General features: G+C 38.2%; 15 protein-coding genes and 1 pseudogene. 7 read left to right on the top strand and 9 right to left on the bottom strand.

Annotation, left to right across the window (positions count from 1 at the left end; translation table 11 throughout):
• Positions 1-27: 27 nt before the first annotated feature.
• From L654_RS0112995 to L654_RS0112965, 6 genes and pseudogenes are all read right to left on the bottom strand, one after another.
• Positions 28-1,374 (bottom strand): hypothetical protein, encoded by a 1,347-nt coding sequence (locus tag L654_RS0112995; RefSeq protein ID WP_024591250.1) that lies wholly within the window; start codon positions 1,372-1,374, stop codon positions 28-30.
• A gap of 127 nt (positions 1,375-1,501) precedes the next feature.
• Positions 1,502-1,711: a hypothetical protein gene (locus L654_RS0112990; protein ID WP_024591251.1), complete on the bottom strand. Its 210-nt coding sequence runs from the start codon at positions 1,709-1,711 to the stop codon at positions 1,502-1,504.
• A 23-nt stretch (positions 1,712-1,734) separates the two neighbouring features.
• Positions 1,735-2,277 carry a hypothetical protein gene (locus L654_RS0112985; RefSeq protein ID WP_024591252.1) on the bottom strand — a complete coding sequence of 181 codons (543 nt, stop codon included), beginning with the start codon at positions 2,275-2,277 and terminating at the stop codon, positions 1,735-1,737.
• A gap of 116 nt (positions 2,278-2,393) precedes the next feature.
• A pseudogene (locus L654_RS0112980) lies at positions 2,394-4,019 on the bottom strand (PRTRC system ParB family protein); the annotation flags it as partial.
• Positions 4,020-4,189: 170 nt separating this feature from the next.
• Positions 4,190-4,447: a hypothetical protein gene (locus L654_RS0112970; protein ID WP_024608181.1), complete on the bottom strand. Its 258-nt coding sequence runs from the start codon at positions 4,445-4,447 to the stop codon at positions 4,190-4,192.
• A gap of 5 nt (positions 4,448-4,452) precedes the next feature.
• The gene (locus L654_RS0112965; RefSeq protein ID WP_024608180.1) at positions 4,453-5,337 is read right to left on the bottom strand and encodes a hypothetical protein; all 885 of its coding nucleotides are present in this window, start codon (positions 5,335-5,337) and stop codon (positions 4,453-4,455) included.
• A 386-nt stretch (positions 5,338-5,723) separates the two neighbouring features.
• On the opposite strand from L654_RS0112965, the gene L654_RS0112955 reads away from it, so the two are divergent.
• The 7 genes from L654_RS0112955 to L654_RS1000000127805 are packed head-to-tail and all read left to right on the top strand — an operon-like array spanning position 5,724 to position 12,058.
• On the top strand, positions 5,724-6,500 hold the full coding sequence (locus tag L654_RS0112955; protein ID WP_024591256.1) for a thioredoxin fold domain-containing protein: 777 nt from the start codon (positions 5,724-5,726) through the stop codon (positions 6,498-6,500).
• Positions 6,501-7,268, top strand: a complete 768-nt coding sequence (locus L654_RS0112950; RefSeq protein WP_024591257.1) for a hypothetical protein — start codon at positions 6,501-6,503, stop codon at positions 7,266-7,268. It abuts the gene before it with no gap.
• Positions 7,265-7,423, top strand: a complete 159-nt coding sequence (locus L654_RS1000000127970) for a hypothetical protein (protein WP_155945836.1) — start codon at positions 7,265-7,267, stop codon at positions 7,421-7,423. Before L654_RS0112950 ends, L654_RS1000000127970 begins: the two co-directional genes overlap by 4 nt.
• The gene (locus L654_RS1000000126920; RefSeq protein WP_024591258.1) at positions 7,413-8,156 is read left to right on the top strand and encodes a TraV family lipoprotein; all 744 of its coding nucleotides are present in this window, start codon (positions 7,413-7,415) and stop codon (positions 8,154-8,156) included. Before L654_RS1000000127970 ends, L654_RS1000000126920 begins: the two co-directional genes overlap by 11 nt.
• Positions 8,157-8,175: 19 nt before the next feature.
• Entirely contained in the window at positions 8,176-10,746 is a 2,571-nt protein-coding gene (locus L654_RS01000000126055) for a TraC family protein (protein ID WP_024591259.1), read from the top strand.
• A gap of 14 nt (positions 10,747-10,760) precedes the next feature.
• Positions 10,761-11,480, top strand: coding sequence for an HDOD domain-containing protein (locus tag L654_RS0112930; protein ID WP_024591260.1), 720 nt, complete (start codon positions 10,761-10,763; stop codon positions 11,478-11,480).
• 8 nt (positions 11,481-11,488) lie between these two features.
• On the top strand, positions 11,489-12,058 hold the full coding sequence (locus tag L654_RS1000000127805) for a hypothetical protein (protein ID WP_139016102.1): 570 nt from the start codon (positions 11,489-11,491) through the stop codon (positions 12,056-12,058).
• Here L654_RS1000000127805 and L654_RS0112925 read toward each other — a convergent pair.
• From L654_RS0112925 to L654_RS0112915, 3 genes are all read right to left on the bottom strand, one after another.
• Complete coding sequence (locus L654_RS0112925; protein WP_024591261.1) at positions 12,000-13,019, bottom strand: hypothetical protein; 1,020 nt, start codon at positions 13,017-13,019, stop codon at positions 12,000-12,002. The genes L654_RS1000000127805 and L654_RS0112925 overlap by 59 nt on opposite strands.
• A 19-nt stretch (positions 13,020-13,038) precedes the next feature.
• Entirely contained in the window at positions 13,039-14,067 is a 1,029-nt protein-coding gene (locus tag L654_RS0112920) for a hypothetical protein (protein ID WP_024591262.1), read from the bottom strand.
• Positions 14,068-14,128: 61 nt separating this feature from the next.
• Entirely contained in the window at positions 14,129-14,977 is an 849-nt protein-coding gene (locus L654_RS0112915) for a recombinase RecT (protein WP_024591263.1), read from the bottom strand.
• Positions 14,978-14,980: the final 3 nt, after the last annotated feature.

Below are 14,980 nucleotides of genomic sequence, written 5' to 3'. Positions count from 1 at the left end.
TCAGGCTACCGAACGGGAATACCCAAACTAAAAATTAAATTGCTTTGCTCGATCACTAAGGAAAGATAAAAAGTTCATGCAATACGAGTTAATCAACGTGTTTTTTACGGTCGTTATATTGCTGTCTGTCAGTGACATTTTATAGCTTAATGTTAGCTCGTCTACTTCATAAGCATGATTGTAAACATCGTCAATCACACCGTAGGCAGCTTCATTATCGCTAGTAACGTAATCAGTTAAAACGAAGGTTCTTAGTCCAACATGATCTTCATTAGCAATTTCTAAGTAACCGTTGTCAGTTGCTTTACTGGCAACATCATAAATTGCTGTCAGTATTTTGGCAGAACTAGCCCTTTTGTTGTTAAGCTTTGAAAACATATCAGGGTCTTGAAACCTTGATGCTAAATAGCTAAAGCTGGCGATTCTAGTAAGCATTTGATGGAAAAAAGTCACCAGAGACTCCAATTCACAGTCTATGTTTATACGGCTGTTAGCAAGTTCATCTACATAACCTTCATCACACGCCATCAATCGCTCTGCATCCAAGTCATTAAAGTTCATTAAAAGTAACTCAGATATTTCAAGATCATATTCGTTTTGAATACGTGCCAGTAAAGGTAACGCTAACTTAACCCACGCAGCTTGGTCTTGTAATTCGTCTAAATCCAACTTGCTCGATAGCAGTTTATTAACTTGTGCGATTATTTTGGTGTCCGTGATTGGTTCACAACTTTCCATGTGGTTGTAATAAGATGCATTATGACCTTGATCGAATAAGTTACCCTTGCATAATAATGATACTAAGGCACTGGCGGCTTTAGAGTTAGCGCGAAAACTATCAATGTTAACAATCAAACACCCTTCAATATTAGGTGTCTCAAATACAAGTTCAGAATTGTTGTAAGAAAAGTCAAAATCAGGGCTAAATTGAGCGTCAAATTCCTCAATTAGCTCACTTGGCACACCACCAGCAATCAAGTCTTTTTTAGCAGCGTGTATATGCGGCATAAGCTGTTCAATAAGCTTAACGGGGACGTTAGCAAGTAAGTTACGAACAAGACTAATTGACTCTTTTGCTTCATCAATCGTTGTCGGACGTAGATTAGGAAGTTGATTTGAGTGAATCAAATTAAAATTAATAGCACTAATAATAGTATCTGAATAATGTTCCATAAAGTCAGATACTTGGCTTAAATAGTAACTATCATTTAACGAATTAAAGTAATTAGAGTTTTCATAAACAAGTGTTTCACCAGTAAGGCTAACTAATGGGTTAGTTACATTAATGGCGGTGCAAACATTCTTAATACGTTTATTGGCGCGTGTATCTTTTTTAATTTTTGTTTCAAAACCACAACCTTCGATGAATCGCATGTTTTGTATTCCTTCTTAAATTTAATGCTTGCACTTGGCTTACTAGCTTTTGATTTTACTGAGTTATCACTGTGTTCGGTTTTGTTAAGCTCAATCAAATAATCTAAATTTGATTGAGCTTGCGGTGTTACCCGTTCGTTTTGCATGGCGGTAACTCCACTTCGTATAGAATTGAGCCATCAGATTGCGGTATCCCATCTACTTCGAGAATATGTGTGAAGCGAAACATAGGGAAGTTAACCATTAATTGCTCAACATTTTTTTGTAGAGAACCATTTGGTAAAGGTGCATCAATCTCACGCGCACCCACTTTGAAAATTCTTTTGTGTTTATTCATTTTTTATTCCTTACTTATTAAAATTAAATGCTGTCAATATCATCGAAACCATTAAATAAATCGTGTTCAACTGCTGGTGGTTCTTGAACTACAACAGGTGCTTGTGCTGATTCATTTTTAACTGCTGTAGTAGCTGGTGCTTTAGTAGTTGGAGTGGTTGCAGTATTAGGCTTTATCTTTTCTTTAGGGGCTACGGCAGGGGCTTTGTTGGCTTCAACGGCTTTCGTTGCGCTATTTAAGGCATCTATAAAGCTTGAGTTATTCATATTTGAATTTGCTTGCTCTAATGGAGTGCCAGCACTATGCAAAAAGTCATTTAATTGCGTTTCTATGCTTTCAGGTGTGCCTGTCATAACCCAAGGGGTCGATAGGGCTGCACGAAGGTTAAAATGGCTCTCAGCGTTAGCCCTACCATCTTCTAATATGTCAGATTTACCAGACTTGCTTAATGCTGCTAACTTAGGAGTAAAAACGATAGCAAGCTCAGTGTCGTTTTTTGAAGTAACGTTAATTGCTACTCCCGCTAATGTCGCGCTATCAATGATTTTTTTAAGAGTGTTTAACATGGTTATCTCGTTTAGTTAGTATCTATGTTTTAAGTGTCTACATAGTAAAACAAACGAAAAAAACCGCTACTGATCGGGAAGTAGCGGTTTGGGTTGGGAAGTTATGTAAAAAGGGATTAGCGTTTGAGTAGTGTCAATAACGCTGGTGGCGCGTATTTCTGCCAGTTAAATTTAGTGCCTAAAATTGATTTAATAAAATCGGTCTTTTTGCCAGTGTGCATTATTTTAAAGCTACCCTCCGCATGTTTATTAGCGGCTTGTGCAAAGCCACTACCAGAGCATAGTTGTTTAAGCCCCTCAATCGTGTAGCTTGAAATATTCTCTTTACTCGGTTGCCATTCTTGCACTGCTTTATCAGCAAGCCCATCAATACTTTGAAATGCGACTTCATAAAATTGGAATGCATTTGCATTATCAGCACCATCACTAGTTAATATGAAATTAGTAATAGATTTTGAAAGTTCATCCAAGATTTCTTTTTTCGTTTTGGTTGAAGCAAGCTCAGTAGCTATTTTTGCAACATTATTAAACCCTCGTTGCTTAGAGTGGGCGCTAGTTACACACGCAACAGCAAGGCTTAATCTAAATAGTTCGTTATCCTTTAATTCATTACGAGCAAAGTCCACCAACTCTTTTTTATGAGACTCAATGACCACGTTTGAAGGTTGGCAAACAACAGGCTCTACAGTTTCTTGTGTTTCGTCAGGCGCACTAGTTGTTTCAGTATCCGCTTCATCAATATTACTTTTATTGTCGTTCTCGGATTTCGGAATACTTTTTTGAATTTTTTTCGTTTTTGCTTTTTTTGCTTTAGCGAGTGCTGCAACACACTTATCATTGCAGTCAACATCAATACACTGATTTTCAATAACAGTGCCTTCATGTGCTGGGCGGTCATCGAGTATACTGATGCGCTTAGAACAAAGGGCGCAACCGCTAGTGAATTGTGTTTCACCTACGGTAGTTGTATCAACTTTTCGTCTATCGGCTGGATTAGACTCACTAAAAAATAAAACTTTACCGTATTTTTCTTCTAACTTATTTTTTTGGTCACTTAAATATGCTTGTGTCTTATTTCGGTAGCATGTACCAAACGAACACGTAGAGCTTTTTTCATCACCTAAATCGAACAAACCCACTTGGCGCTCACTGTTATGTTTACATGAGTTACAATCTGCTTTATCAAATTTGGCCGTACCTAATGGCAACTGAACTTTAGTTGCTCGTTGTTTTAACTCAGCGACAGTCAATTTTTCATCAATAACACGTTTTAATGTGCCGATTTGAATTTTCTCTGGCAGGATAGATAAAATTAATGCATGACCTGCTTTAATCTTGCCTTTGTCTAGCGCGTCCAATACTTGATCACAACAATGAACTAGCTCAAGTCGTTCGTTTAGTTTTTTAACACTCCACATAAGGCGCTTGGCTGCACTTTCTCTATCGCCATTGAAAAAGCTTAACCAGCGTTTTGACGCTTGGATTTGACTAACAAAGTCTAAGTCCTGACGCACTGTATTTTCGCAAAGGTGCTGCTCCATAGCTTCACGGTCAGTAAGCTCTTTATGCTCAACATCAATTAATTCTAAACCGTTACTGATAGCCGCTGATACGCGTCTGTGGCCAACAACGATTTCAAGCTCACCTTCACTGTTTGTGCGAACAACAGGCTTTTGTATAATGCCAATATTACGAATTGACTCACACAGTTCGTTAAAGGCCTGTTCATCGTTTTTTCTGCGCGTGTTACCCCCTGTTCAGCAGGGTTAACAGTGATGCTACGTGAAGTAATAGATGCATTTGCCGTAGTAGCTGCGGCTTCATTCTTTTCAGTTACAGTATTCATTAATAATCTTCCCAAGACTTAATAAGTTATAAGTATGCTAACCAATTGCGATATTCTGGCTACTGATCAGGTTCGTAGTGGTAGCACTATCATGCGGCTGGTTTCATTTTCACCTTGGATAACGAGATATTTATCTTTCGGGTGCTGTCCAATCCGCGCAATTTTGCTTGTTACGTTAGCCACTGCTTGCATTAGGAAGTTTAAATTTACAGATAGCGCATTTTCAGGTTTAAGAGTCACCTTTGATTTAAGATAGTCCTCACCAAGCGTTTTACCGCCTTGCACTGTGCGTAAATGGGTTTCTTGAGTTGTATCGTCAATCAATAACTCTATAGCGGGTAGACGCTTGTCAATNCAGCCATATCTTTTTGCTCTAAATCCATTAACCAATCTGGTTCATTTAAAAATAATTCGGATAAGTCAGGGAATTTATTATCAAGTAACTGAGAGCGAATAAGTGTACTTTTAAAGGTGATTTCGCATGAATTGGTATCACAACGTAGGCGTACTAACTCACTTGCATCACTTACTTTTAGTCCTTGAATCATATCAATTAACTTAGTGGGAATAACGATATTGAAATCATTCTTAGAATTTGTAACATCAAGCTTATTATCGTAAACACGGTATCCATCGGTAGCAGTTAAAGAAATTACTTTTGCTGAACAGTTTAGCTTTATATTTACACCATTTAGGGCAGGTCTTGTGCTGTTATTGACCGCCACAGAGCCACGCGCTTGCACAAGTACGTCTTGAAGTCGCTTTAGGGGAATAGTTAATACTGAATGTTCAGCACTTAACTTTGGTGGTGCTGGGTACGCGCTAGGGTCTGCGGTATCAATTTTCATCTTTGAACGTTTGGCAGTAATTAACCCACCATTTTCGCTAAAATCATCCCATGAGATTTTTACAGGCTCGTTTGCATCAAAAGACGTATAAGCACTAACAATGGATAAAAGCTTTTCACCTGAAAGTAAAACCTCTTTATCTTCACCCAGCATATCTATATCGCTTTCAAAATTTTCTATTCTACGCGCCATAGACTGACCACCATTTGAAGCACTCGCGTAAGCAGCAAGCTTGCCACCTTTATTCGTAATAAGAATGCGAGCGAACTCAAGCACACCGTTACTCTTTTTGTTAGAGCAAGCAAGGCGAGCGATAGGGTTTAAAATTGATATAAAGTCTGCACAGGGTAATTTAATAAAAGACATTAGGGCTACTCTCCGTAAAAGTTAAATCAATACTACGTTTATTTGAAATCCTGACTACCGAACGGGAATTAGGTTGAATCCCGCGTAAATAATGGGGTTAGCTAGTGTTGAAGAAAGTTTGAGCGTAAAAGAGTCAATAAGTACAAGCGTATTTGGTGATCGAGCTTTTAAATTCACAGATTAATTTTAAAAGGTTTAACAACCGTAAATAAATGGGGTTATAGCGGGATTGGGTGACGGGTTTTAAATCCACAGAATAATTTTAAAAATAACGATTCAAATGAGTATTTAAATAATTAGAGAGGCACTTTATACCCTCTGTATTTTTAGCCAAGCCATTTACAGGATGTAAAAATAGGCCTAATCACATTAGATAGGCCTTAATTATGAAGTTAAATATGAAGAATATGGTAACGCTTGCATTAAGCGTTACATTTTCGTTAGCAGCGAATGCCGAAGGCGTAAAAGTTGAAAAAAGCCAAGCAGAAATTGTACTGCAAGCCGCTATAGATAACTTTACAAAACTTGTACCAATTCCAATTGTCGCAATTGAAGAATCACCACTTCCAAATATGGTGCAAGTTGTTACCGAAAAAGGCGTGTTTTATGCCACTAAAGATGGAAAATATATTGTTGCTGGTAATGTTCATGAAGCTAAAGAAGGCCTCCCTAATTTAACTAAAGCGCGTTTAGCAAAAGAAAATGGAAAGAAAATTACTGAATTAAAAGATAGCTTTATTACATACAAGGCTGAAAACGAAACAAGTGAAATAGTAGTTTTCTACGATACCTCATGCCCGTACTGCACAAAATTTCATAATGAAGTAGAAGACTTCAACCAAGCGGGTGTAACTGTCCACTATGCAGCATGGCCAAGACAAGGCGTATACAACCAACAAAATAAAACACAGTACACTGGTGCTTATTACAAATTAGAAAATGTGTGGTGCGCTGAAAACCCTAAAGCGGCCTTAGATGCCGCAGCACATAGAGCGAACGTGCCAAGAAGTACGTGCGAAAACACAATCCCTGAGCAATTTGCACTGGGATTAAGTTTAGGTGTAACTGGAACGCCTGCCGTTTTCTCAATTGATGGGCAACTAGTTCAACGAGGATATGCACCAGTTGATGATCTAATTAAAAATCTGAGAGGCGTTAAGTAAATGAAATTACTAACCCTCCCCATTATTGCGGCACTTCTAAGCGGTTCTGTTTTTGCAGAAGAAAAAGTAAATAAAGATGAAGTTAAGTTACCTATACCGTCACGCACTGAATTTGCAGAGCAAACAAAACGTGACCTTGGAAAATACGGAGCTGTAAACGCCATTCAAGAGCTACCAATCTCACGCTTGTATTTTGTCGAAGCTCAAAGTGGAAGTTATATCATTAGTTCTGACGGTCGTTTTGCTATTGAAGGAACAATAAAGGACGTATGGCATAGAAAAACGCTCAAAACCGTTGACGATGTGCGCGATACACTACGTATGCCATTATCTGAAATGAAATTCGACTTCCAAAAAGACCTAGCTTCACTTGTTTTGGGTAACCCTGATATACCGCGCCAAGGAGTTATTTTTGGGGACCCAACAGCAAAACATACCCAAGAATTTGTAGCAAAGATTAACGCTAACAAAGAAAAATACCATTTCGTATTTGTCATGATGCCGCTGATTGGTGGAGAGGATGCAGTAAAACGCAGCATGAGCATACTTTGTGCACCAGATAGAGAGCTTGCAATAGAAGATTTAGCTAACAACACAAGCGAATCATTCTTGGACACCAATGAAGGCTGCCCTGACCAAAATTTAATGTTTACTGTTTATATGCAGGAAATTTTTAAAATCACCAATTTACCGCATGTTGTACGAGAAGATGGCCTTGTGTCGAAAGGCGCGCCCATTGAGTTAGATAAATGGTTGGAATCATTATGATTAAAACATTAACAGTAATAATTTTGGTAAGTGCATTAGGTGGCTGTATGTCACCAATTGGCAGTGAACCTGATCCGCGCCAATGCCCACGCTACCTCACTCAAACAAATAACATGTGTAATCATTCAGATTTAAGGACTTACAATGAAATTTAAGCTTTTAACTACTTTAACGCTGGTAATGAGTGCTTTAAGCCTTCAAGGGTGTGTTAATTCACTAGGTAAAGAAGAATTTACCTGCCCAAATTTAAAAAAAGGCGGTGTCTGTGGTGGACCTCGTGATGTTTATAAATTAACTAATAACCGCGTTAGTCTTGAGAACCTAACCCAAGAAGAGCTAAACGCATACCGCAATGGCCAAAACACAAATCACGTTTCGTTGTACGAAAGTGATGGTGAAACAAAGCAAGTTATTAGCAATAAAAACAAAACAACTAAACTTGAAAATAAATCTAGTAAGCGTAATACGGACAATGGCGTTACCTATGCTGCGCGTGGAGACGGCCAGCAAACACCCGATAATTACCAAACACCGGAAGCATTACCGCAAACCCGTTTTTCATACCAACAAAATCAATATGAACAGTGGCCAAGCAATAATGAACCACTCGCACCTGAGCCATTAGCAACGCTTGAGCCTGCTCAAGTTATGCGTGTATTAATTGCCTCGTATACTGATTCAGACGGTTTATTACATATGCCAGGATATACATTTGTTGAGGTTACACCAAGACGGTGGAGTTATGGCGAAGCTGCCAACGACAGACCTTCTCGGGTAGTACCGTTAGAAGTAAAACGCCGTAGTGAAGAGCAATTCAACCGTGCTCGTAATCGCTCAAACGGAGTCGATGCTATGGAAGTAGTAAACCCAATCAACCGTAGAAAGTAATTAAAGGGGTATTTTAAAAATGTCTGCATTTCGCCGCCGTAACGAAAAATTATTAAAGCACGAAGCTTTTGCTGATTTATTCCCGTACTTAGAATACTGGGAGGATGAAAAATTATTTTTACTAGAGGGGCCTTATCTTGGCTTTGCATTTAGATCAATGCCCACAAACGGCGGTAATCGTGAAATTTTAAATAGCTTAACCGGTATTTACAAAACAAAGTTTCCCAAAGGAACACTTATACAGGCATCTTTAATTTCAAGCCCTGATATTGAAAATCAGCTCTATGGTTTTCGTGCTGCACGAACTGGACGCTACTTAGGTAAAGACCAAGAGCAAGTTTCATCCATAGCAAAAGCTGTTCATGATTTCTACCGCAAAGGTACAAACGAAGGAATAAATGAATCGGATTTTATATTTAGAACTTTTGAGTTCATATTTACTATAAAAATACCTATTAAACAACTTGTACCAACTAGTAATGAACTAACGGTAGCCAAAGATGTTAAAAAGCGCGCTTTACGCTCACTGTCAATTTTAGGCGCAGTAGAGCTTGATGATGTAGGTTTTCGTCGCCGCTTACGCGTTATGTTCAACATGTTCAATAAAGACAAGTGGCGTACACGCCCGCATTTTAAAGAAAAGTCACAAGCTTCGGGCTTAATGCGTGATCAGATTTTAGATCCTGGCAAGCGAGTTGAGATAGAAGGTAGTGGCATAAAAATACTAGATGATAAAGATAACGAATGTGAATACATTAAATCGTTGTCTGTAACTGAAATGCCAGAAAACATGGTTTATGGTCAAATGATGGACTTGCTTGGTGATTGGCTCGAAGGTAAGGGAGCACCTTTGACAGAGCACTTCATGATCACACTTAATATGTATTATGAAGACGCAGTAAAAGCTATTAAAGATATTAAATCTAAACGTAGTTTTATAAACTCACAGGCAAAAGGCAAGTTAGTGCAATGGGTTGACCGATTACGCTTCCAAAATAAAGACTTTAACGATATAAATCGCGAAATTGAGCAAGAAAAATCAACTATTGTTAAGTATGCCTTACAAGTAAATGTATTTGCTAAAAATGAAGAGCGAGCTGACGTGTTTGCAGAAGAACTTATTGCATTCTACGAGCGTAAGGGCTGTACGCTGGTTGATAATAATTTTTTCACAGTACCGATGTTCATAAGCTCACTCCCAATGGGGCTTAGCGAAGAAGTTGTTAATCTCTCTGGCCGTTATAATGTATGTACTTCAAAAGCACTTCCTTTTTTAACACCTCACATGGGGAGCTGGGCGGGTAACACCTCGGAACCTAGACTATTATTAACGTCCCGATTAGGTCAGTTGGTAAATATCGACTTTTTTAAATCACAGACAAACTATAACTTTTATATTGCAGCTACTTCCGGGGCAGGTAAGTCTTTCTTTACGGGATACCTCATTGCAAACATGCTTTCTTCTGGCGTTAAGTTACAAGATGATCCCGATAACCCAGCACAAAACAAAGATTTTGATGATGGAACTCAAGTTTTCGTAATTGACGTGGGGCGTTCTTACGAAGGTCTAGCAAAGCAGCTGCATGAAGCGCAATTCTTAGTCTTCAATAAAGACTTGGCTTATACACTAAACCCGTTCTCATATATTCATGAGTTTGATGGTGAAGAAGGTCAAGGTATACAATGCCTAGCGCAACTAAAAACAATGGCAGCACCTTCAGGTAAAATTTCAGACTTTCAAAGCTCGCAAATGTTGACCCTGTTAACAGCGCTATGGAATGACAAAGGTAATAAGGCCTGTATTGATGATTACTATGAACTGTGTGTAAAAAGTGAACATGAAGCGGTGAGAGAAATTGGCCACCAGCTTAAACCATTTTGTAAAGGGTTTTACTATGGCGCATATTTTGATCCCGAAAAGCCGCCAGTCGATTTTTCTTCTCGCCTAGTAGTAGTTGAGCTAGAAGAGCTTAAAGGCGACCCGCACTTACAAACAATTGCTTTAATGTCTGTAATTATGTCAATACAGCAAACAATGTACCTTGGTGGGCAAGCACGTCGTCGGATGTTCCTGCTAGACGAAGCGTGGGAATATTTAAAGGGAGATGAAGCAACAAAAGCAAGGCTTGGTTTTTTTAGTCAATTCCTAGAAACAGCTTGGCGACGCTTCAGAAAATATAATGCTGCTGGTGGGCTAATCACTCAATCTGTAATGGATGGTTATAGCTCAGATGTAGGTCGAGCAATTCTTGATAACTCAAATTGGCTACTTTTACTTAAACAAAGAGAAGAGGCCGTTGAAAAACTGCAGAATGAAAAAGCATACTCTGGTAGTGAATTGGATTTTAAACTGATAAAATCAACACATACGGTCCAACCCGATCCATCAAGGACTGATATTGCTTACTCAGAGATTTTTATAAAGTATGAAGGACAATCACAAGTCTGTCGATTATATACTGATAGACGCATACAGCTTACATTAACCACTAATGCCGACGAAAAGCAGCGCAGGCAGGAGTTAATTGATAACGGTTACTCTTTCATGGATGCAATTGACCAAATGGTATTAGAAGACCACCGGCAGTAAATAGTGAAAATTGAATGTTAAATTTGAGTAATGAATCCCTTGTTGTTTTGGAGGTCCGGCGTCTTTTTGGCGCTGGACGCAGCTTGGTTAAAGCTAATAACAAAGTGATAAGTGAGCTAAAGAATGCATGCTTTAACCAGGATTACAACACTGCAAAGATAGTACAATTGGCCCATACAGACGGCGCAGTGCTATCAAAGATAATTGAAATAGCTAATAGATCTGTAAGATACAAAAGAAAAACGCCGATAATAGACCCCGCCCAATGCGTCGCTCGTATAGGTCAAAAATGTATGCAAGGCATCGCTCTTAATTTGGAAATAGAATCCCTTAGCATTAAGCTAAATGATTTCTGGAAAAAAGTTTTCATCAAAATTGAGTCCAATACGCGAAGAGCACTTTTAGAAGCAATGAATTTAAATAAGGGAAACGAAAGTAATAACTTATTTGAAATAACAAATAAAACATTACTTCTCAGTTTATCTTGTTACGCCAAGGCTATTGCATGTTCTAACATCGACATTAAGATGACGAAAGAGTTACTTCAATTTGTATTGACGCCAGAGCCCGTGATGGCTGAATTAATTCAAACGTCGATGGGGGTTCGTGTTGAAATACTAAGTTTTTCTGAAGAAGATATATCAAAGAGTTCATACATTGCTGCTGCAGCATGGGCTGAGGTATCCGGGGAAGCCAACCCAAAACAAGTCTGTAACCTTGAATTTAGTCCATAGGGAGTAATATGAGTGTAGATATATTTGAACATGTTGAGGCTATAAAGGCTGGGGTTTCATACTTTGAAAACCACGACAGTATAATTGATGCAGTTTCAAGCTTGGAAATGATGGCCTTCTTAGAGAATGCATTTAAAGGGCGAAAAGTTAAAATATGTGCTAATTATTCTAAGGCCAGTGGGTATCACTTTACCATCGACAGACCAAAGGCCGGTTTTATAGTTTTAAACTCAGTTTCGGGGCAATGGCATCATGATAATTATATAGAACAATTTCTTATGCGTATAAGACTATGTGAGTTGTCATCGCTGCCGTACCAATGGGTAAACGAACAAAACGAAGGCAACCACGATATAAAACTTTTAATAGTTCAAGATGGAGATAAGAACTATTTAGAGGCGCGTCGGCATTTTGATTTATATGGCGGCGTCCGATCTGACAATCTTTGTAAAACTATTGAGGATTTTACTGTTTCTGCGCAACTGTTATCACAAATAGTGCAACGTGATATAAGCGTAGTTAGAAAAAAATCAAAGGCTCCCTTTGATCATTCTCAGTCCGAACACACGCAACACTAGCATATTCAAAAAAATTGTAATTAGACCGACTGTAAAACACACTAGGTCTTTTACATATAACACCAGTAGTAACATTCAAACATTCGATAAACTCCCCATCTAAGTGCAAAGAGGCACGCTCAGGCATTAAATCATCAATAATAAGAGTATCAATTTGACTATTAACGTCATTCATCAATGACAATGGAACTGAATTTTCTTTTTTAAGGAATAAAACTGAACTATGCACAACTGAGTATGCGCTGCATCCTAAATTAGTACGACTGGAGGTTTTTAAGTCACCAGCTTTAAATAAACTGGAATTAACCTTACTTACAAAGCTATTCATTAATTTAAAACGTTCGCTGTAACGAACATCTATTAGCTTTTTACCATTCACTATCGCAGCATCAACGGCCGTAAAACCAAATCTAGCTGAATAGAAGCCTTCTACAATAGTGTATCCCAAGCCAAGTCGCTTAAAAGCAGCCTTGATCATGTTCGTATATGTCGTTGGTAAAGGTAGTACAGCCCCTTCAATACCAATTTTGTTAGCTGGATAGAATCTAACATTGTAAAATTCATCAAATACAATGACTGACTGAATGCCTGAATAGACTTCTAAGCACGGATGATTTGTTAGGCCATCGATTTGCTTGTCATCTAACTTTGAGTACGACAGAGGCATGATAGGCTTCGATTTTAGTTGTTCTAGCTCTAATGTTTGGACTGGATTGTCATTACGTTTTGCAACTTCAAAATCAATTTGCTCTAAACATGTAATTTCTTCTTCAAGGCGCTCATAAGCCAAATGTTCACGTTTAAAGCCACCAGCAGTAAATTCTTCATACTCAAAGTTCAAACCCATACCACACAGATCTAAACGTATGAAAAATTCAGAGTCGTTTTCATACACCATTATGCGTACTGATTTGCGCTCATTTTCATTACATTTTAATATGACACGAGTTTTAATATTCATTTATTTCACTTTTAATTATTTAACAAAGAAAGTCGCTAACAATAAGTTCTTCAGATGATTCAATATGTTCATGCTCTGCCGGTGATATAGTTTTTACCGGCTCAATCTCACTGCGTTTGTTATTAACCAATATTTCATGGTTGAAATTACCAAAATCAAATGGGTCTAAAGTAACCACATTATTATCAAGAGTGCTGGTGGCACTTTGGCCACGCGATGCAGCAATTTTAAATCCACCATAACGCGGTAAGTTTTTCTGTTTAATTAATTCAGCAGGGGAGAAAAGGTTGGTTTTTCTACCAATTACCCGTCCAAAGTCATTCTTAATCAAAGAGTCTGCTTTTTCTTGTTTGCGAAAAAATACGTTATGCATTTCTACCGCTATTTTATACTTAGCAGTCACAGGTTTACCGAGAATGTTTTCGGGGCATTGTAATGCATCATCTTCTAATGCGCGGCGATAAGTGGACGCTTTGTATATATCAAGCCATTCATCATCATCAAATGCATTGAAGCCGCCGTACTTAATATCAATGTAGAGTCTCTTAATTGCTTCCAGCTCTTTAAGAGAGAGCCCACACGAACCCTTACCTTTGTTTATGTTGAAGTTGATACATGCAGCGATAACTTCGCTGTCAGGCTTTTTAGGAAACTCACGATAATTAATATGGTTATCGTTACCGCAAAGCTGGTACATATCAGTGGTGTATAGGATAAAGTCCTCATGAACCTTTGTCTTTGCGCTTGAGTTAATCAGGTGACGAAAGTAGCCCGATTTTAGCTCTACAACAGCCGTCAGTTGCTTAGTATTGCGGTCAATTGCAGGCACAATACTCACAAAATCAAGTAATTCGTTTAAATCCAATTCTAATTTTAACAATGTTTCATTAAGAGCAAGCAAAACGTCCGATTCATTGACATCGTGCAATGAAATAGGCGTGTTCTCGTGAATTACAACACGGTTATATTCACCTTGAATAAACTGGGTGATTTTTGCTGTTTTATTACTTTTGTAGTGCTCAGCTATAGCTATAATAATTCTACGCACGATAGTTACCCTTTAATTAATCATGTTGATATGGCCACTATAGGCCATATCAATAATCTGACTACTGTTCTAATTGATTAGCCAAGAGAGCGGCAAAATCCTCATCACTCACTGACTCCTCAGTAAAACTCTTAGTTTGTGGCACGTTCGGCGTTTGTTGTTCAAATTTAACAACAACACCAGAGTCATTAATACTTCTGTTATTCGGTAGTAAGCCTAATAAGTTCGCGAGACTATTAAATGTCCTGCGTAAAATGACGTTGCGCACACAGCGACTCGTAAAGTTAACCCAAGCACTTATTCCAGCATCATCTGCCATATGTGTTTTATCAGAAATAATAGATTGAATTTCACTTGTACCAATGTACGAGCAATAGAATGTACCATCCGTAAAGGTGATAACAGAGAAAGCGGCTACAATGGCGTTTCCATCGGTTGTATATGAGTGTATGAATCGCGGTGGCGTGTTTTCACCGTACCATTCAAATTGATCGCCTTCATGCACAACACTGAAGTTGGTAGATTTGATTTTGGAACAGGCGCCGTAAAATTGATTCATGGCCTGGATACCAATTTGAACAGTTGGAAATACTTGTTCACAGTGAGATTCCCAATGTATAAACAAATAGGCTTCTTTGTCATATGGATTAATAGATAAGCCCATATTGGCTATTTCAAGAATGCAGCGAGCTAACTCTTTAGGTTTTATGCTGTCAAAGCTAGGTTTACGGTTGCTATATAATTTTTGTTTGTTAACTTGAGAGGTTATCCAAGCAAATAGTTCACGTAATTGGCTATTGATTTCATTTACATCAAATGAACGGTCAATTTTATTAGTTTCATACGTGGCTATAAGTTGAGTTCTAAATTCTTTATTTAAAAATAAATCGATGTAGTTGTTATGTGACATTGT

The organism is Pseudoalteromonas sp. TAB23 (assembly GCF_000498075.1).
GTDB classification, from domain to species: Bacteria; Pseudomonadota; Gammaproteobacteria; order Enterobacterales; family Alteromonadaceae; genus Pseudoalteromonas; species Pseudoalteromonas arctica.
The sequence above is the reverse complement of the archived record's forward strand: the minus strand, read 5'-3'. Positions and strand labels throughout refer to the sequence as shown.